This is a genomic window from Chelatococcus sp. XZ-Ab1, from assembly GCF_029309855.1.
Classification (GTDB): domain Bacteria; phylum Pseudomonadota; class Alphaproteobacteria; order Rhizobiales; family Beijerinckiaceae; genus Chelatococcus_A; species Chelatococcus_A sambhunathii.
Genome location: NZ_JARKII010000002.1, coordinates 255814 through 272227 on the forward strand (window position 1 = coordinate 255814; position 16414 = coordinate 272227).

The window sequence follows — 16414 nt, forward strand, 5'->3', positions numbered from 1 at the left end:
GGCGTCAGCCATGGACGCTCCCCCGAATGGACATGAAAACGTGGGGGCGGCCCCGCCGGGGAGCCGCCCGGTCGTGGCGCGGGATCAGCGCGCGCGCTTGAGCGCCTCTTCGGCCTTGGCCTGCGCCTGCGCATAGCGCTCCTTGGCGAAGGCGGACCACTGCTGCTCGAGCTCGGCCTGGCGGGCGCCCTTCTCCTTGCCGCCGGTGAAGGCGCCGGTGATCTCGGGTGAAGCGGCCTGTTCCGCGGTAATGGGCATGGCGGCGACGAGGTCGCGCGCCTCGCTGACGAGGGCCCGGGCCTCGGCGTTGTCCTTCTTCGCGAGGGCCGCCTCGGCGTCATGGATGGCCTTGGTCGCCGCCTTCAGGGCATCGAGCTGGAAAGTGACGGTCTGGTCGTAGAGCACGTCGACGACGTTGGAGCGCTTCTCCGACACCTCGACGTCGAACTTCACCCGCGCCCCGAGGGAGGGATCCTTGAAGGGGTTGGGATAGTCGGCCGGGGCCTTGTCATAGACGGCCGGGTTGACCGGCAGGCGGCGGATGCTCGGCTCGAGCAGCACCTCCTGCCCGGCGGGCGAGATGAGATAGTCGACGAAGGCCTGGGCGCCGGCCTTGTTCGGCGCATTGGCGACGACCGCGAGATTGGCCGGCACGATCGTCGTCACCGTCGGATAGACGAACTTCACCGGAAAGCCGGAAGCCTGCGAGGAGAAGGCGAAGAAGTCGATGACGATGCCGAAGCCGACCTGGCCGGAATTGACGGCCTCCGGCACGCCGAAGGAGCGCTCGGTGATCTGCCGGAAGTTGCCGGACACCTCCTTGAGCGTGCGCCAGCCCTTCTCCCAGCCCTCGCCCTGCAGGATGGTCTCGATGGTCAGGTGCGTCGTGCCCGAGCGCGACGGCGCCGCCATGGCGACATGGTCGAAATAGACCGGCTTGGCGAGGTCCTGCCAATCCTTCGGCTCCGGCAGCTCATTGGCCTTGGCGTAGCGCTCGTTCCACATGATGCCATAGCCGGAGGCGGCAAAACCCGAATAGAAGCCATCGGGATCGTTGATCGGATAGGAGCCGATCTTGTCGGGGATGCCCTCGGCCTTGGGCTTGTAGGCTTCGAGCAGGCCCTTGCCCTTCAGCACCTCGAAGGCGTCCGGCGCCGAGGCCCAGAACAGGTCGACCTGGTTGTTGGCCTTCGTCTCCTCGAGATATTTCACGCCGGCATTGGTGTTGCGGTTCTGCACGTCGAGCGTGACGCCCGGATGGGCCTTCTCGAAGGCCTGCTTGAACGGGTCCGTCACGTCCTTGGAGAAGGAGGTCACGACCGTGACCTTGCCGGTCTGGGCAAAGGCGACACCCGTGAACAGGGCAGCGCCGATCAGCGCCGCAGCGGCGGCGTAATGACGTGGCATCTTTTTCCTCCCGAATGGACTGTTCTGCTGGGCCGCCCGAAGGCAGCACACCCCTTCCAGCAACAAGCGGGCCAGATGCCGGAAACCGCCCTCAGCAAGGGCTTGCGCACAGCCGACAGCCGACCCCGGCGGGTCAGGCGGGTAACAGCGCCGACGGCCGATGGGTCAGGACGGTAACATCAGGCGTCGATCGCGGTGCCGCGGCCGAGGTCGTATTTCTTCATCTTCAGGTAGAGAGTCTTGCGCGTGATGCCGAGCGCTTCCGCCGTGACCCCGATGCGTCCGGAGAACTGCGCCAGCGTCTCCTCGATGATGCGCCTCTCGGCCGCCTCCATCTGCTCCTCGAGGCTCTGGAGCCCCGCGCCGCCGCGCACGGGCTGCTGCGGCTCGTCCTCGTCGAGCCCGAGGAGATAGCGCTCGGCCGCGTTGCGCAGCTCGCGCACGTTGCCGGGCCAGTCCTGCTGCCTGAGCCGCTCGCTGAGCGCCGGGTCGGGCGGAGGCGCCGCCCGGCCCTGCCGCTGGGCGGCGAGATCGAGGAAATGGGCGAAGAGCAGGGGCACGTCCTCGCGCCGCTCGCGCAGCGGCGGCAGGCGCAGCGTGACGACATTGAGGCGATAGACCAGATCCTCGCGAAAGGCGCCGCGGCCCGCGAGCTCGGCGAGATCGGCCTTGGTCGCGGCGACGACGCGCAGGTCGACCGGGATTTCCCGGTTCGAGCCGAGCCGCTCGATGGTGCGCTCCTGCAGGACGCGCAGCAGCCGCACCTGCGCCGGCAGGGGCATCGATTCGATCTCGTCGAGAAAGAGCGTGCCGCCGCTCGCATGCTCGATCTTGCCGATGCGCCGCTCGCGGGCGCCGGTGAAGGCACCCGGCTCGTGGCCGAACAACTCGCTCTCGATCATCGTCTCGGGGATCGCGCCGCAATTGACGGCGACGAAGCGGCCCTTGGCGCGCCGGCCGAAATCGTGCAGGGCCCGCGCCGCCACCTCCTTGCCCGTGCCCGTCTCGCCGAAGAGGAGCACGTCCGTCTCTGCATCGGCAAGGGTGCGCAGAGTGCGGCGCAGCCGCTCGATGGCGGCCGAGCGGCCGACGAGACGGCCAGCGAAGGGGTCCCGGTCGGCCGCCCCCCTCCGCAGGGTCCGGTTTTCGAGGATGAGGGCGCGGTGGGCGAGAGCGCGCCGCAGCGTCTCGGCGAGCCGCACCGGATCGGCGGGCTTCTCGACGAAGTCCCAGGCGCCGGCCCGCACCGCCTTGATCGCCATCGGCACGTCGGCATGGCCGGTCACGAGCACGACCGGGATCTCCGTATCGATCGCGCGCACAGCCTCCAGAAGGCCGAAGCCGTCGAGACCCGGCATGCGCACGTCGCTGAGGATCACGGCCGGCTGGTCCGCGGTCAGGAGGTCGAGCGCCTCGCGCGCCGAGCCGACGGCCGTCACGGCAAGCCCGTCGAGCTCCAGCGTCAGCCGGTAGGCGTCGCGCACCTCGCGATCGTCATCGACCAGAACAACGCTTGCCGCCATTCCGTCTGCCATGCTCACGCCTGCCCCGCTGCAGCAAGCTCTACCACGAAGGTCGTGCCCGCCGGCCCCGTCTGCGCCAGCGAGAGAGCGCCGCCGAAGTCCTTGACGATGTTGTAGGACATCGACAGGCCGAGGCCGAGCCCCTGCCCCACCGGCTTGGTGGTGAAGAACGGGTCGAAGACGGCTGCTCGCGCCTCCGCATCGATACCCGAGCCGCTGTCGCTGACGGACAAGAGGATCCGTCCGCCTTTCGCTTCGGCGCCGATGGCGATGTGCCGCTCTCCGCCGCCGTCGAGCGCGTCGAGCGCGTTCGAGACGAGGTTGACGACGACCTGCTCCAGGCGAATCTCCTCCGCCTCGACCGTCACTGGGCCATCGGGGAAATTAAGCCGTACAGCGACACGCTCCTCGTCGAGACGCTGCGCGAAGAGGCTGAGCGCGCCATCGACCACGGCCTTCAGGTCCACCGGTTCGAGCGTCGGCGCCGGCCGGCGGGCGAACCGCTTGAGATGGCGGATGAGCTCGGCCATCCGGGCCGTCAGGCCCTGGATCCGCTCAAGGCTCGCCCGCGCCTCATCCATGCGTCCGCGCGCGATGAGGACGGCGCTGTTGTGTGCGTGGGAGCGGATCGCGGCGAGCGGTTGGTTGAGTTCGTGGCTGATGCCGGCCGCCATCTGGCCGAGGGCGGCGAGCTTGGCGGCCTGGACGAGATCGTCCCGCGTCTGCCGGAACACCGCGAGCGCCTTCGCAAGGTCGCCGAGTTCGTCGTCGGTCGGCGGCGGCAGGACCGGCATGGTGGGCCCGCTCGCGATCGTCGTCGCGGCGAGCGTCAGCCCCTCGAGGCGCGCGACGAGGCTGCGGCGCACGTAGAACCAGCCTACGACGATGGCGATGGCGAGCGAGGCGATGGCGATGGCAAGGAGGAGGTTGCGCCCGACGACGATGGCGGCGGCCGAGCGCTCCGCCGCCCGCCGCGCGATTTGCTCCGTGCGGCTGACCTCCTGCGAGACGAGCGCGCCGAGCTGGGTGACAAGACGCCGGTTCTCTGCCAGCAGCGCCTGGGCCTCGGCAATGGCTGCGAGTTCTGCCCGCTTCAGGGCGGCAAGACCAGCCCGGTTATCGGAAACGGCCAGGAGGCGCGCCACGATCTGGCTCACCGTGACAGTGTCGGTCCAGCTCGCAAGCGCTTTCGTCTCGATGTCGAGCTGGTCGGCTATCTCGCCGATGAAATGGCTCGTCGCGTCGAGATCCTCCACGGTCGGCACGGTCGCGAGCCGCCCGAGGAGCCCGACGATGAGATTGGCGTGGGCGTTGATGGTAAGCAGGGCCTCGCTCTTGCGACTCTCCTCGCGCAGCGTGCGGCGGCCCGATTCCGCGGCATCGCCCGGCCCGACACGACCGATGGCCGATTCCATGTTGAAACGAGCGTCGTCGATCAGCGGCTCGACCTCCTCGATGAGGTCCGCCTGCAGCCAGCGCAGTTCCTCGCTCATTTCCCGGACGCGCTCGCCGAGCGGAAAGCGCAGCTCCGCCACCCGGTCGATGGCCTGAAGATTGGCCTCGATGCCCTCGGTCACGACGATGAGCTCCGGCGACAGCGAATCCTCGCTGCTGCGCGTGTCGAGCACCGAACGCAGCACTGCGAGCCGCTCGACGAGCGTCTTGCGTATCGCATCATAGGCCTCGCGCCGCTCGGCGACGGCAAGGTCGGGCGTGCTGGCGATGACGTTGGCGCCCGCCTCCGCGAGACGGGCGGAAAAGGCGAGCGCCGGCAGATGATCGGTCGCGACCGCGTTCAACTCCTCGCTGAGGCGGGCATAGGACAGCCAGCCGACGATGCAGGCCCCGACAGCCAGCCCACCGACGCCAAGGAAGGCGAGGAGGAGGCGCCCGCCGATACCAAGCCTCGCTCTGCGGTTCATCGGGAGACCTCTGCACCGGCGACGCCGCGCCCCGTTGCCTGCACGTCGAGCCGCGCGGCCGCCTCGCCCACGGCTCGGCCGGCCCGGCGCAGGTTGTCGTCGATGGCCGCCCTGATGCGCGCTTCGAGCCGTGCCTGCGGCTCGGAAGCAGGAACGCCGCGCCGCACCCGCTCCAGCTTCCGCCACCGCTCGAGGTCCATGACCTCGTCCGCACCGATGGGCGAGCGCGTCAGGGCCTCGCGCGCCTCGCCGACCAGGCGCGCCGCCTCCGCATCGCCGCGCCGGACCAGCGCCGCCTCCACCGTCCGCACCGACCGCCAGAGACGCGCGAGCTCGGCACGACGGAAGGTGATCATCTCGTCGAAGATGATATTGACGAGTTCATAGCGGGCGGCCGACAGGCGCGGATCGAACAGCCCGTGCGCGAACAAACCCTCGCGCCTGAAGGGGCTGCCGGTCGCGACATCCCCGACGGCATAGGCGGCAGGTGAGATCGGCAGCCGGGCGATGGCCGGATCGAGCAGGATCGCCTGCCCATCGGGTGAGAGCACGAGATCCACGAACCGCTCGGCGCCCTCGCGGTTGTCCGCATCGCTGAGCACCGCGATGCTTGCGGGGACGAACAGCGTCTCCTCCGGCAGTGCGAAGGCCATGGCACCCCGCGGCAGGCCGTCCTGGTTGGCGAGGAAATCGATGGAGGGGCCGATGCCGAAGCGTCCGCGCGCGACACCGGCCGAGACGCCGAAGCTGCGGGCGGTGACGGTGGCGAGATTGCCGCCGATCTCGGACCACAGGCCCCAGCCGCGCTCCCAGCCGTAGACCTGCAGGATGGCTTCGACCATGAGGTGCATGGTGCCCGAGCGCGAGGGCGCGCTGATGCCGACGTGCCCGGCATAGGCTGGCGCCGCAAGATCGGACCAGCCGCGCGGCACCGGCAGCCCCTTCTCAGCCATGTAGTCGGGATTGTAGACGAAGCCGTAGCCCGACAGGGCGAAGCCGAGATAGGCGCCGTCCGGATCGTTCACGGGATAGCCGGCGATACGCTCCGGCGCGCCTGTCGGGCGCGGCTTGAGGCGCGCCAGCCGGCCGGCCGCCTTCAGGATCTCGAAGGCATCGGGCGCCGAAGCCCAGAAGACGTCCGCCTTCTGCCGGCCGCCGACGAGTTCGGCCACCGCCGCCGTCGTCTTGCGCTGCACGAATTCGATCGTGCTGTCGGGATGGCGCTGTTCGAAGGCCCGCCTGTAAGGCTCGAGGAACTGCGGGGGAAAGGAGGTCAGGACCCGCACGGTACGTGTGCCCGCTCCGGCCGCCGTCGCCGGAAGGGCAAGGTGGACGAACAGGGCGGCGAGACAGACGGCGAGGATGCGGACCATGGCCCCTGGCTGTTATCGCAGATCGCGCGGCAGTTATGCCCCTCTTCTCACGAAGGGCCCGCCTTGTCACGGCCTGCGCAGGGCCCTGCCTGCCGAGCCACAAGCGCTCAGCGCGACCGCCTTCAGGACATGCGCTGATCCAGCGGGCCGTCCGGTCAACGCGCCAGTTGGAAGCGCTCGAAGCGGTGCAGTTCCTCGTCGATGCGCGTTTTCAGGCCGTCACGCCTGCCATCGGTGAACCAAGTCCACTGCTGGATGAGCAGCTTGCCGTTCTCCCGGTCCGCCTTGAGGTCGATGGCGGCGACGATCTCGTCGCCGACGAGGACAGGCAGCGCAAAATAGCCGAGACGACGCTTGTCCTTCGGCACATAGGCCTCGAAGCGGTGCTCGTAGTCGAAGAAAAGCTGCGTGCGCTTGCGCTGGATCATCAGCGGGTCGAAGGGCGAAAGGATGTGCACCGTATCGGACGGCGCGCCGCCCGCCGTCGCGAGCACCTCCGGCCGGGCCCAGTGGAGCAGCTTCTCCTCCCCCGCGAGGACGACGGGCACGAGCTCCTTGCGGCGCACCCGCGCCTCGATCGCCTGCCGCACGGCGGGCTTGCTGCCGGCGTCGAGATAGCAGATGGAATCGAGGCTCACGAGCCCCTGCGCCCTCAGCGCGCGGTCGAGCAGATAGGCCGCCCGCTCTTTCTCGGAAGCCGGCTTCGGCGGTGCGTCCCAGCCGAAATGCCGCTCCATCAGCTCGTAGGTCTTGACCATGCCGTTGCGGGCGCTGACCGTCAGCACACCCGTGTAGAATGCAAGCTGCAGCGCCCGCTTCGACGGTTTGCGGCTGGCCCAGGGGTGGTCCTTCTCGACGAGGACGTCGTCCTCGATGTCGCGGATGGTCAGCGGCCCCTCGCTCCTGACGAGCGTCAGCACCTTGCCGAGATCCGCCTTCTTGACCGAGGCGAACCACGGCCGCGGCTGCCGGCGGTAGCGCTTCATCGCGCCGAGATAGAAGCGCAGGTCCCGCGTCGGCACGTAGGACAGGGCGTGCGTCCAATATTCGAAGACACTCTTGTCGACGCTCTGCGCCCGGGCGAGATCCTCGCGGCGATAGGCCGGGATGCGCGTCCACAGGATGTGGTGATGGCAGCGCTCGATGACGTTGATGGTATCGATCTGGACATAGCCGAGATGTTCGACCGCAGCCTGCGTCGCCTCCGGTCCTGCACCGAAGGGCTCGGGCGTGTCGAGCCGCTGCGCGGCGATCCAGATATGCCTGGCCGCGGCCTTGGAAAGCACATGGGGTGTCGTCGTCTTGGGCGCCATGGCGCGGACGATAACCGGATTCGCCTCATGAGGGGGAGCTAGCGACGGCCGCCCACCTCGTCGATGTGCTTGAGCAGGTCGGCCGGGTCGTCGTAGACGCGGAAGGCGCCGGCCTGGCGCAATTCGTCCGGGCCGTAGCCGCCGCTCAGGAGGCCGACGCCGAGGGCGCGACAGCGCGTTGCCGCCAGCATGTCCCAGATGGCATCACCCACGACGACCGCCGTCTCGATGGGCGCGCCGAGCCGGCCGGCAGCGGCGACGAAGAGGTCGGGATCGGGCTTGGCATATTTCACCTGGTCGCGCGTGACGACCGGCACCTTGGCAGGGTCGACGCCGAGCGCCTCGATGTTGAGCGCTGCCGTCTCCATGCGGCCGCTGGTGGCGATTGCCCAGGGAATGCCGTTGTCGGTGAGCCAGGCGAGCAGTTCGCGCGCGCCGGGCAGCGGCCGCACCTGGCCGGCGAGGCGTTTGTAGGCCGCCGCGTGACCCTGGCGCAGGCGGTCGACGCGCTCGGCCGAGATGTCCAAGCCCGTCTCGCGCAGGAGCTGGTTGGTGAAGAGGCCGCCGCTCATGCCGATCTTGCGGTGGATGCGCCAGACGGACAGGTCGATGCCCTCGGCATCGAGCGCCTCCTTCCAGGCGAGGACATGCTGGTAGACGCTGTCGACGAGCGTTCCGTCGAGATCGAACAGGAAGACGGGTTCGATACGCATGGGGTCGCACCTTGCGGCTGGGTCGGGAGCTCACACCGTCTTCTCACGACGCGTCCGGCTTGTCACCGCTCAAGAGCGCAGGACAGGCGACGGCGTGCCGCTCGAGCGCCGCACCGAAGGCGCGCGCCGCCGGGCCGAGCGGCGCGTCCGTCCGGTGCACCAGATAGGCGGTGACGATGGCCTCCCCGCCCGGCCCGAAAGCCGTCGCGTTGAGCCGCACCAGGCGGCCCTCGGCGAGATCGTGCGCCACGAGCCACAACGGCAGGCGGCCCCAGCCCAGGCCGCCGATGATGAGGGCGTGCTTCACCTCCTGGCTGTCGACGCGCCATGTGTTGGGCGACAGGACGCCGAAGTCCCGCCCCTGCGACAGGGGCGAGGAATCTTCGAGCACGATCTGCAGATGGTCGGCGAGGTCCTCCGTGCCGAGGGGCTCCTGCGGATCGCGCCGGCCGAGCGGATGGGAGGCGGCGGCGACGGCGACGAAGGCGAGCCGCGTTAGGATGCGGCGCGCGATGCGCGGGTCGGGAAAATCGCCGCCCACGTTGATGCCGAGCGTCGAGCGGCCTTCGCGCACGGCGACGAGCGGGCCGCCGAGGGGCAGGAAGGAGACGCGTACCGCCACGGACGGGTGGCTCGCCCTGAGGTCGCGCAGAGCGGCGGCGATGACGGGCAGGGAAAAGAGCGTGTCGACCACGATCGGCAGCTCGATCTCGAGGTCCTGCGAGAGGCCGCGTGCCCGGGCGCGCAGGAAATCGACCTTGAGCAGCGCCGCCCGCGCATCCTCGAGCAGCGCCCTGCCCTCCCGGGTCAGCACCGGACGGCGGCCGGAGCGGTCGAACAGGGCGAGGCCGAGCTCCGCCTCGAGATTGGCCATCGCATGGCTGACGGCCGACTGCACGCGCCCGAGGCGCGCGGCGGCCGCGCGGAAGCTGCCGGCCTCGGCAACCGCGACGAAAACCCGGAGCTGATCGAGAGTGAGTGCATCCAGCATGATCTATATCTTCGATCGTTCAGAGCAAAATTTTCTCACTTATATCGATCGATGCAAGCGTCCATCTCTTCTGTGCCACGCGCTAAGAGGATGCACGACATGCGAACACGCGAAGACATAACGGACGGCAGGCACGGCAACGAGGTGCGCCCGCGGGTGCTCGTCCTCTACTACTCGTCCTACGGCCATATTGCCGCCCTCGCCGCCGCGGTTGCCGAAGGGGCCGGCGCGGCCGGAGCCGAGGTCGCGGTCAAGCGCGTACCGGAGCTGGTGCCCGACGAGGTGGCGCGCCGGGCCGGCTACGACCTGACGCAGGAGGCGCCCGTCGCCGCGGTGGCCGAGCTCGCCGACTACGACGCCATCGTCATCGGCACGCCCACCCGCTTCGGCAACATGGCGGCGCAGATGAAGAACTTCCTCGACCAGGCCGGCGGGCTCTGGGCGCGGGACGCGCTGGTCGGCAAGGTCGGCGCCGTCTTCACCTCCACCGGCAGCCAGCACGGCGGGCAGGAGACGACCATCCTGACGGCGCATGTGGTCATGATGCACCTCGGCATGGTCGTCGTCGGCCTGCCCTACACGTTCAAGGGCCAATTGCGCATGGACGAGATCACCGGCGGCTCGCCCTACGGCGCCTCCACGCTCGCCGACGACGGCAACGGCGGCGACCGGCGGCCGAGCGAGAACGAGCTCGCCGGCGCCCGCTTCCAGGGCCGCCACGTCGCCGAGATCGCGGGCCTTCTCGCTTTCGGCCGCGCCCGGCGGGACATCCGCGCAAAGGCGGACGCATGACCGGCGGGCGCGGCACGACGGGCCTCATCGTCGGCGCCGGCATCTTGTCCGCCTTCCAGGTCGGCAAGGCGCCGCTGGTGCTGGAGGCGGTGCGTGCGGATCTCGGCCTATCCCTTGCCGCCGCCGGCTGGCTCCTCTCGGCCTTCGCCATCGTGGGCGCCGTAGCGGGCATGGCGATCGGCCTCGCGGCAGGGCGCGCCGGCATGCGCCGGCTCGCCGTCGGCGGCCTTCTCCTGCAGGCGCTCGGCAGCGCCATCGGGGCCGGCGCCGGCGGCGCGCCCCTCCTCCTCGCGAGCCGCGCCATCGAAGGCCTCGGCTTCCTCGCGGTCGTCGTCGCGGCTCCGGCGCTTCTCGCGGCGATCACGCCCGCGCCTCGCGCCGGCCGGGTCTTCGCGCTGTGGAGCACCTTCATGCCGGTGGGCATGACGATCATCCTCGCCGCGGCACCGCTGCTGCCCGTCCTCGGCTGGCGCGGGTTATGGCTCGGCAATGCCGCGCTGCTCGCGGGCTGTGCCTTGCTCGTCGCCCTGCGCACGAAGAGCCTTTCCCTGCCCCTTCCGTCGGAAGGCATGGGCGCGGATGCGCGCGAAACCCTCGGCAGGCGCGGACCATGGCTGCTCGCCGGGCTGTTCGCGGCCTTCTGTATGGCCTTTTTCGCCGCCTTCGGCTTCCTGCCGACGATCCTCGGCGAGCGCCTGGCCGTCGCGCCGGCGGCGGCGAGCCTGCTGACCGCACTCGCCATCCTCGCCAGTGCCGGCGGCAACCTTGTCTGCGGCCGCCTCATCGCCCGGGGCTGGGGCCATCGGGGCCTGCTTGTCATCGGCTTCGCGGCCATGGCCGTCTGCGGCCTCGGCATCTTCACCCCGTCGATGCCGGGTGCCGGCGCCTATGTGTCGTGCCTCATGTTCTCGGCTATCTCCGGCCTCATCCCCGTCGTCCTCTTCGATGCCGCGCCGCATTACGCACCGCGGCCCGACCGCGCGGCCGCCACCATGGGGCTGCTGATGCAGGGCAACAACCTCGGGCTGCTCGTGGGCCCGGCCGCGGCGGGGCTCCTCGCCGGAAGCCTCGGCTGGCCGAGCCTCGCCGCCCTCGTGGCCGTCGTCGCGCTCGCCGGCATCACGCTTGCGGCGATGCTGCCGCCGCGGCGGGCGGAGCTCAGCGGCGGGGCGAAACCGTCGGCCGCTCCCAGTTGAAGGCAGCAAGGCGCGGATCGTCGGCGAAGGCCTCGCGGCCGAATTCGAGGCCGCTCGCGGGAAAGTCGCAGACGGCCTGCACGCCGCTCGGCCCGAGGCGCATGCGCCAGGTCTGCCGCTCGAGCGGGCGCGGCTCGGAGAAGGCGGCGCAGGTCAGCACCGCGAGATTGGCGCCGCGCTCGGGATCGCGCACCGATTCATAGCGGATGACGGCGATGCCCGCCTCCCGCGCCGCATCGGCGAGCCCCTGGCAGGCGTCATAGGCGAGAAGGTCGGTCCACAGCGCCCTGTCGCGCACGAGCGGCGGGGCCGTGAGGTCGAGCGCCCGCGCCACGGCGACGGCGGCGGAGAAGGCTGTGTAGTCGGTCGTGTTCGCCGGCCAGGGCGTCATCGGCGATTCGGCGAAGAAGAGGAGGCGGTAGAAGGCCATCTCGGCCACGGCGGTGCGCGGCGTCTCGGCAGCGTAGTAGACGCCGGCGGTGCGGCCGGCGCGGCGGAAGCGCGAGCCCCTGGGATATTCCGCCCCGTAGCGGAACGGCGTGGCCAGCAGATAGTCGAGATGGCGGCACTCGGGCGGCAGCGCCGGCTTCGTCTCCTCGATGAGATCCTCGAGAAGCTTCTGCTCATCGAGGTTGTCGACGAGCTTGAGCGTCGCGACGCGATGCTGCGCCTCGATGAGCCGCCAGCAACGCCCCGCATGCGGACGCGCCTCACACGACAGCGCGGCGGGCGTCCAGATAGGCGATGACATCGACGAGACCGGCGACGGTGCCGATCCGGTCGAGCGGCCGGGCACCGAGAAGGGTGTTGGGATTGCGCAGCCAGGCGCGGGCGACGGTCTCGTCCCCGCCGACGATCGCATCGAGCGAGCGGAAGAGACGCACGAACAGGACCGACAGCTCGAAGGCCTTGGTGCCGGTCTCGAGCACGTAGTCACCGCGCTTCATGCGCGAGACGGTGGCTTCGCTGAGGCCAACGATGCCGGCGAGCGCCCGCGCGGTGATGTCGAGCCGGTCGGCCGCCCGCAACAGCGCCTTCGTCAGCACCGTGCCCGGGTCGGGCACATCGGCTCGCCGCTCGAGGATCTGCGCCATGGTCGCTTCTTTCAACCGCTTCTTTCCATGGAAAACATGAGTAGCATAAATTTCTATGGAATGGAAATGTTCACCGGCTCTGCCCCGCTTTCAGCCGTGCCACTTCGGCGCGGATGGGCCCAAACGGCCCGTAGCGGTGCTGGCTTTCCGAAAAGCCGTCGGCATAGGGGCCGTAGGGCGCATCCACCGGCTTGTCGAGCTTGTCCGGGAAATCCGCGGCAAGGTCCCCCTTGCGCGGCCGCGGCTGCGAGACGACGAAGGCGGCGACGTCCCAGGCGTCCTCGGGGGGGAGCCGCGGCATCACCCAGCTCGTGCCGTTCGGCATGTTGTCGTGCACGAAATTGGCGATGGTGATGAGCCGGTTCATGCCCGCCCCGTCGTTGAAGCTGTCCTCGCCCCAGAGCGGCGGCGTCGCATAGCCGAGCGCATCGCCCCTGACACCGCGCCGCACCCCTTCGCCGCCGATGCCGTGGCACCGGGCGCAGTTGTCGCGATAAATACCGGCGCCGCGCGTCGGATCGGCCGGTCGATCGAGCTCCGCCATCGCCCGCAGGCCCTGCCCGGCCACGGCGGCATCCTTCGGCAGGCCATTCGAGAGCACACGGATATAGGCAACGAGCGCCTGCATCTCGCGACCGTCCGCCGGCAGGGGCCGGCCGTTCATGGATCGCGTCATGCAGCTGTTGACCCGGTCCTCGATCGACACGTCCTCGCCGCGCCGGGTGCTGTAGCGCGGGTAGTCGACGAAGGCACCCACGAGAAGCAGGCCGAATTTCTTGCGCCCCTCGTCGAGATGGCAGTTGCGGCAGGCGAGATTGTTGCCGGCATAGCGCCGGGAAGCATCCGCCACCTCCGGCCCGACATGGGCATAGGTCGCCGCCACCAGCGAGCGGCCGTAGCGCACGAGCCGGCCGTTCTCGTCATCCGGCAGATGATCGATGTCCGGCACGCTCCAGACGGTGACGGGCGCCGCCGGCGCGCTCTGGGCTTGCGCTCGCTCCGCGCCGGCGAGCCCGACGAAGAGGACGAGGCCCGCGGCAAGCCTGCCCAGAACCCTGTCGACCATCATGATGTGCCCCCGTCCATCCCGGCGAATGCCCGGCCCCCGCCGTCCATGCAAGCCGAAGCGGCCGGCAAGAGCAAGGCCGCAGGCAACTGGACCCGCACCGCTGGAACAATGGGCCGCCGTTCCCATTTCTTGAAGGGAGCCCGCTGCGAACCCGGGCTCAGATCCGTGGCTCCCGATCGAGGGGAGAACAAGCGATGCTGCCATCCCGCCGCTCCGTCCTCCACGCCTTCCTTTCGGCACCCGCAGCCTCCCTGCTCGCCTCGGCTTCCGGCGCGCAGCCGGTCCCCGCACCGCTCACACGCACGCCGGCCTGCGACGGGCTGGAGCCGACGCCGCCCGCAACCGAGGGGCCCTTCTACAAGCCGGGCACGCCGGAGCGGCGCAGTTTCGCCGAGGACGTGCCCGGCGGTGAGCCGATCACGCTCGCCGGCTTCGTGCTCGACGAACAATGCCGGCCGCAGGCAGGGGCCCTCGTCGAGCTCTGGCACGCCGACGACGAGGGGCGATACGACAATGCCGGCTACAGGCTGCGCGGGCACCAGTTCACCGACGAGGGCGGACGCTGGTGGTTCTCCACCATCGTGCCCGCTCTCTACACCGGCCGCACGCGCCACTACCACGTCAAGGTGCAGCGCCGCGGCGGCGACGTGCTGACGACGCAGCTCTACTTTCCCGGCGAGGCGCGCAACGCCCGTGACCGCCTGTTCGACGAGCGCCTCCTGATGCGTGTCGAGGAGACCGCCGACGGAAAATTCGCCCGTTACGACTTCGTCGTCTGACGCCGGCAAGGCGGGAGCACCGATCCACGAGCATTGCGCAGATCATCATATGTATTGATCGCGCCCTTCGGCACACGTCAGGCTTTCTCCGATCATATCCGCCATCCATTGCGGCCATGAAGGGTTGCAATGCGAGGCTATATCGCCTAACGTGCGCCGCATCATACATATGCAGCAATCATCAACTGCGCAGGCGCATGTCTGCGCAATGCTTGTTGTATTTGACATCGATTTTCTTGCGCAAGAACAAGAAATATAAAGAATCAAATTCACGGAACCAAGAGGAAGAGCTAATGAAAATCACGAAGACGATCGGCCTTACCGCCGCGATGTCCCTGGCTGCCATCATCGGCGCCGCGGCGCCCGCTGCCGCCCAGAGCTGCGAGGTCGACAGGCCTGTTGTTTTCGGCGATCTCGATTGGGATTCGAACTTCTTTCACAATGCTGTCGCCCGCTTCATCGTGGAGAAGGGATACGGCTGCAAGACCGATTCGATCCCCGGCTCCACCATCCCGCTCTACACGGGTGCGGTGCGCGGCGACGTCGACGTCGTGATGGAGATCTGGTCGAACACGGCGCCAGAGGTGTGGCGCGACGGCGTCAAGGACGGCAAGGCGGTGGAGATCGGCGTCAACTATCCCGACGCCATCCAGGCCTGGTTCGTGCCGCGCTACCTCGTCGAGGGCGAGGACGCCCCCGCCAAGGACCTGAAGTCGGTCGCCGACCTGCCGAAGTTCAAGGAGCTGTTCAAGGATCCGGAGGAGCCGGAGAAGGGCCGCTTCTACAACTGCATCTCCGGCTGGGCCTGCGAGGTCATCAACACGAAGAAGCTCGCCGCCTACGACCTCAACGAAACTTACGTCAATTTCCGCCCCGGCACGGGCGCAGCTCTGATCGCGGCCATCGAGAGCAACATCAAGCGCAAGCGGCCTATCGTCTTCTACTACTGGGGCCCCACCTGGGTGCTCGGCAAGATCGGCGATCAGGTCGTCCAGCTCGAGGAGCCGGCCTATGACGACGCCGTCTGGAACACGCTGATGGAGACGAAGAACGCCGAGGACGTGGAGAAGGCGACCGCCTATCCCCTCACCAAGGTGCTCATCGGCGCCAATGCCGAATTCGCCAAGAAGGCGCCGAACCTGATCGCCTTCCTCGAAAAGTACGAGACGACGAGCGCGCTCGTCTCCGAAGCCCTCGCCTACATGCAGGACAACGACGGCTCGGCCGAGAAGGCCGCCGAGAACTTCCTGAAGACCCGCGAGGATCTGTGGACGCAGTGGGTGCCGGCAGACATCGCCGAGCGCGTCAAGCAGGCGCTCTGACTGCCCCAGCGCCTCGCCGCCCCCGGCGGTGAGGCGCCCCACCGGACACCTTTGGCATGAACATCTTCCCCGACATCCGCGGGCCGATCGCGGCCGCGACGAACGACCTCGTCGATTTCCTCGTCGTCGATTACGGCGACGCCTTCGAAGCCTTCTCCAACGTCCTCCTCCAGGCGCTGCTCTTCATCGAGCGCGGCCTGCGCGCCCTGCCGCCCTGGGCGATGATCCTGATCATCGCGGCGGTGGCGCTGGCGGCGAGCCGCAAGCCGCTCATGGCCGTCGGCGCCGCCGCCGGGCTGTGGTTCATAGGCGCGCTCGGGATGTGGGACCAGGCGATGCAGACGCTCGCCATCATCCTCGTGTCGGTCTGCTTCTGCATCCTCGTCGGCCTGCCGCTCGGCGTCCTCGCCGCCTCCTCGCGGATGTTCCGCCGCGGGCTCATCCCCGTGCTCGACCTGATGCAGACCATCCCGAGCTTCGTCTATCTCATCCCGGCGGCGATGCTCTTCGGCCTTGGCAAGGTGCCGGCGATCCTCGCCACCGTCATCTATGCCCTGCCGCCGCTCATCCGCCTCACCGATCTCGGCATCCGCGAGGTCGACGGCGAGGTGGTGGAGGCGAGCCGCGCCTTCGGCGCGACGCGCGCCCAGATCCTCACCGGCGTGCAGATTCCCCTGTCCCTGCCCACCATCATGCAGGGCATCAACCAGACCACGATGCTGGCGCTGTCCATGGTCGTCATCGCCTCGATGATCGGCGCGCGCGGCGTCGGCGAGACGGTGCTGCTCGGCCTGCAGCGCAACGATTCCGGCACCGGCCTCGTCGGCGGCATCACCATCGTCATCCTCGCCGTCGTGATCGACCGCATCACCCAGGCCTACGGCCGGCGCCTGCAGCGCCACCGCAGTGCCGAGGCCTGA

15 protein-coding genes are annotated in these 16414 nt (G+C 69.1%); 5 read left to right on the forward strand and 10 right to left on the reverse strand.

Features of this window, described 5'->3' with window-relative positions:
* Positions 1–84: 84 nt before the first annotated feature.
* The 7 genes from P2T65_RS04595 to P2T65_RS04625 all read right to left on the reverse strand — a co-directional run bounded on the left by P2T65_RS04595 (position 85) and on the right by P2T65_RS04625 (position 9242).
* Positions 85–1407, reverse strand: a complete 1323-nt coding sequence (locus P2T65_RS04595; RefSeq protein WP_276199294.1) for an extracellular solute-binding protein — start codon at positions 1405–1407, stop codon at positions 85–87.
* A gap of 179 nt (positions 1408–1586) precedes the next feature.
* Entirely contained in the window at positions 1587–2930 is a 1344-nt protein-coding gene (locus P2T65_RS04600) for a sigma-54 dependent transcriptional regulator (protein WP_186438082.1), read from the reverse strand.
* 14 nt (positions 2931–2944) lie between these two features.
* Entirely contained in the window at positions 2945–4852 is a 1908-nt protein-coding gene (locus tag P2T65_RS04605; protein WP_055458768.1) for an ATP-binding protein, read from the reverse strand.
* On the reverse strand, positions 4849–6225 hold the full coding sequence (locus P2T65_RS04610) for an extracellular solute-binding protein (RefSeq protein ID WP_276199295.1): 1377 nt from the start codon (positions 6223–6225) through the stop codon (positions 4849–4851). Before P2T65_RS04610 ends, P2T65_RS04605 begins: the two co-directional genes overlap by 4 nt.
* A gap of 155 nt (positions 6226–6380) precedes the next feature.
* Positions 6381–7538 carry a winged helix DNA-binding domain-containing protein gene (locus P2T65_RS04615; protein ID WP_276199296.1) on the reverse strand — a complete coding sequence of 386 codons (1158 nt, stop codon included), beginning with the start codon at positions 7536–7538 and terminating at the stop codon, positions 6381–6383.
* Between the two features lie 38 nt (positions 7539–7576).
* Positions 7577–8251, reverse strand: coding sequence for an HAD family hydrolase (locus P2T65_RS04620; protein WP_055458765.1), 675 nt, complete (start codon positions 8249–8251; stop codon positions 7577–7579).
* 43 nt (positions 8252–8294) lie between these two features.
* On the reverse strand, positions 8295–9242 hold the full coding sequence (locus tag P2T65_RS04625) for a LysR family transcriptional regulator (RefSeq protein ID WP_063188982.1): 948 nt from the start codon (positions 9240–9242) through the stop codon (positions 8295–8297).
* A 99-nt stretch (positions 9243–9341) separates the two neighbouring features.
* Here P2T65_RS04625 and wrbA point away from each other — a divergent pair, with 99 nt between their 5' ends.
* Both wrbA and P2T65_RS04635 read left to right on the forward strand, forming a co-directional pair.
* Positions 9342–10034, forward strand: a complete 693-nt coding sequence (gene wrbA, locus P2T65_RS04630) for an NAD(P)H:quinone oxidoreductase (protein WP_063189064.1) — start codon at positions 9342–9344, stop codon at positions 10032–10034.
* Positions 10031–11230: an MFS transporter gene (locus tag P2T65_RS04635; RefSeq protein WP_276199297.1), complete on the forward strand. Its 1200-nt coding sequence runs from the start codon at positions 10031–10033 to the stop codon at positions 11228–11230. Before wrbA ends, P2T65_RS04635 begins: the two co-directional genes overlap by 4 nt.
* On the opposite strand, the gene P2T65_RS04640 is transcribed toward P2T65_RS04635, so the two are convergent.
* The 3 genes from P2T65_RS04640 to P2T65_RS04650 all read right to left on the reverse strand — a co-directional run bounded on the left by P2T65_RS04640 (position 11193) and on the right by P2T65_RS04650 (position 13393).
* Entirely contained in the window at positions 11193–11981 is a 789-nt protein-coding gene (locus P2T65_RS04640) for an RES family NAD+ phosphorylase (protein ID WP_063188978.1), read from the reverse strand. The genes P2T65_RS04635 and P2T65_RS04640 overlap by 38 nt on opposite strands.
* Positions 11941–12324, reverse strand: a complete 384-nt coding sequence (locus P2T65_RS04645) for an antitoxin Xre/MbcA/ParS toxin-binding domain-containing protein (protein WP_063188976.1) — start codon at positions 12322–12324, stop codon at positions 11941–11943. Before P2T65_RS04645 ends, P2T65_RS04640 begins: the two co-directional genes overlap by 41 nt.
* A gap of 70 nt (positions 12325–12394) precedes the next feature.
* Positions 12395–13393 (reverse strand): c-type cytochrome, encoded by a 999-nt coding sequence (locus P2T65_RS04650; RefSeq protein ID WP_055458759.1) that lies wholly within the window; start codon positions 13391–13393, stop codon positions 12395–12397.
* Positions 13394–13587: 194 nt separating this feature from the next.
* On the opposite strand from P2T65_RS04650, the gene P2T65_RS04655 reads away from it, so the two are divergent.
* The 3 genes from P2T65_RS04655 (at position 13588) to P2T65_RS04665 (ending at position 16414) form a co-directional block, all read left to right on the forward strand.
* Entirely contained in the window at positions 13588–14172 is a 585-nt protein-coding gene (locus P2T65_RS04655) for an intradiol ring-cleavage dioxygenase (RefSeq protein ID WP_055458758.1), read from the forward strand.
* Positions 14173–14465: 293 nt separating this feature from the next.
* Entirely contained in the window at positions 14466–15494 is a 1029-nt protein-coding gene (locus P2T65_RS04660) for an ABC transporter substrate-binding protein (RefSeq protein ID WP_055458757.1), read from the forward strand.
* Between the two features lie 56 nt (positions 15495–15550).
* A complete protein-coding gene (locus tag P2T65_RS04665; RefSeq protein WP_096335263.1) occupies positions 15551–16414 on the forward strand; it encodes a proline/glycine betaine ABC transporter permease in 864 nt (287 codons plus the stop codon).

What these genes read in the sequence shown, in the direction of transcription:
- P2T65_RS04640 (WP_063188978.1), bottom strand. Translation starts at nt 11,981, where the DNA reads ATGTCATCGCCTATCTGGACGCCCGCCGCGCTGTCGTGTGAGGCGCGT.
- P2T65_RS04645 (WP_063188976.1), bottom strand. Translation starts at nt 12,324, where the DNA reads ATGGCGCAGATCCTCGAGCGGCGAGCCGATGTGCCCGACCCGGGCACG.
- P2T65_RS04600 (WP_186438082.1), bottom strand. Translation starts at nt 2,930, where the DNA reads ATGGCGGCAAGCGTTGTTCTGGTCGATGACGATCGCGAGGTGCGCGAC.
- P2T65_RS04610 (WP_276199295.1), bottom strand. Translation starts at nt 6,225, where the DNA reads ATGGTCCGCATCCTCGCCGTCTGTCTCGCCGCCCTGTTCGTCCACCTT.
- P2T65_RS04625 (WP_063188982.1), bottom strand. Translation starts at nt 9,242, where the DNA reads ATGCTGGATGCACTCACTCTCGATCAGCTCCGGGTTTTCGTCGCGGTT.
- P2T65_RS04615 (WP_276199296.1), bottom strand. Translation starts at nt 7,538, where the DNA reads ATGGCGCCCAAGACGACGACACCCCATGTGCTTTCCAAGGCCGCGGCC.
- P2T65_RS04595 (WP_276199294.1), bottom strand. Translation starts at nt 1,407, where the DNA reads ATGCCACGTCATTACGCCGCCGCTGCGGCGCTGATCGGCGCTGCCCTG.
- P2T65_RS04665 (WP_096335263.1), top strand. Translation starts at nt 15,551, where the DNA reads ATGAACATCTTCCCCGACATCCGCGGGCCGATCGCGGCCGCGACGAAC.
- P2T65_RS04635 (WP_276199297.1), top strand. Translation starts at nt 10,031, where the DNA reads ATGACCGGCGGGCGCGGCACGACGGGCCTCATCGTCGGCGCCGGCATC.
- P2T65_RS04660 (WP_055458757.1), top strand. Translation starts at nt 14,466, where the DNA reads ATGAAAATCACGAAGACGATCGGCCTTACCGCCGCGATGTCCCTGGCT.
- wrbA (WP_063189064.1), top strand. Translation starts at nt 9,342, where the DNA reads ATGCGAACACGCGAAGACATAACGGACGGCAGGCACGGCAACGAGGTG.
- P2T65_RS04620 (WP_055458765.1), bottom strand. Translation starts at nt 8,251, where the DNA reads ATGCGTATCGAACCCGTCTTCCTGTTCGATCTCGACGGAACGCTCGTC.
- P2T65_RS04655 (WP_055458758.1), top strand. Translation starts at nt 13,588, where the DNA reads ATGCTGCCATCCCGCCGCTCCGTCCTCCACGCCTTCCTTTCGGCACCC.
- P2T65_RS04605 (WP_055458768.1), bottom strand. Translation starts at nt 4,852, where the DNA reads ATGAACCGCAGAGCGAGGCTTGGTATCGGCGGGCGCCTCCTCCTCGCC.
- P2T65_RS04650 (WP_055458759.1), bottom strand. Translation starts at nt 13,393, where the DNA reads ATGATGGTCGACAGGGTTCTGGGCAGGCTTGCCGCGGGCCTCGTCCTC.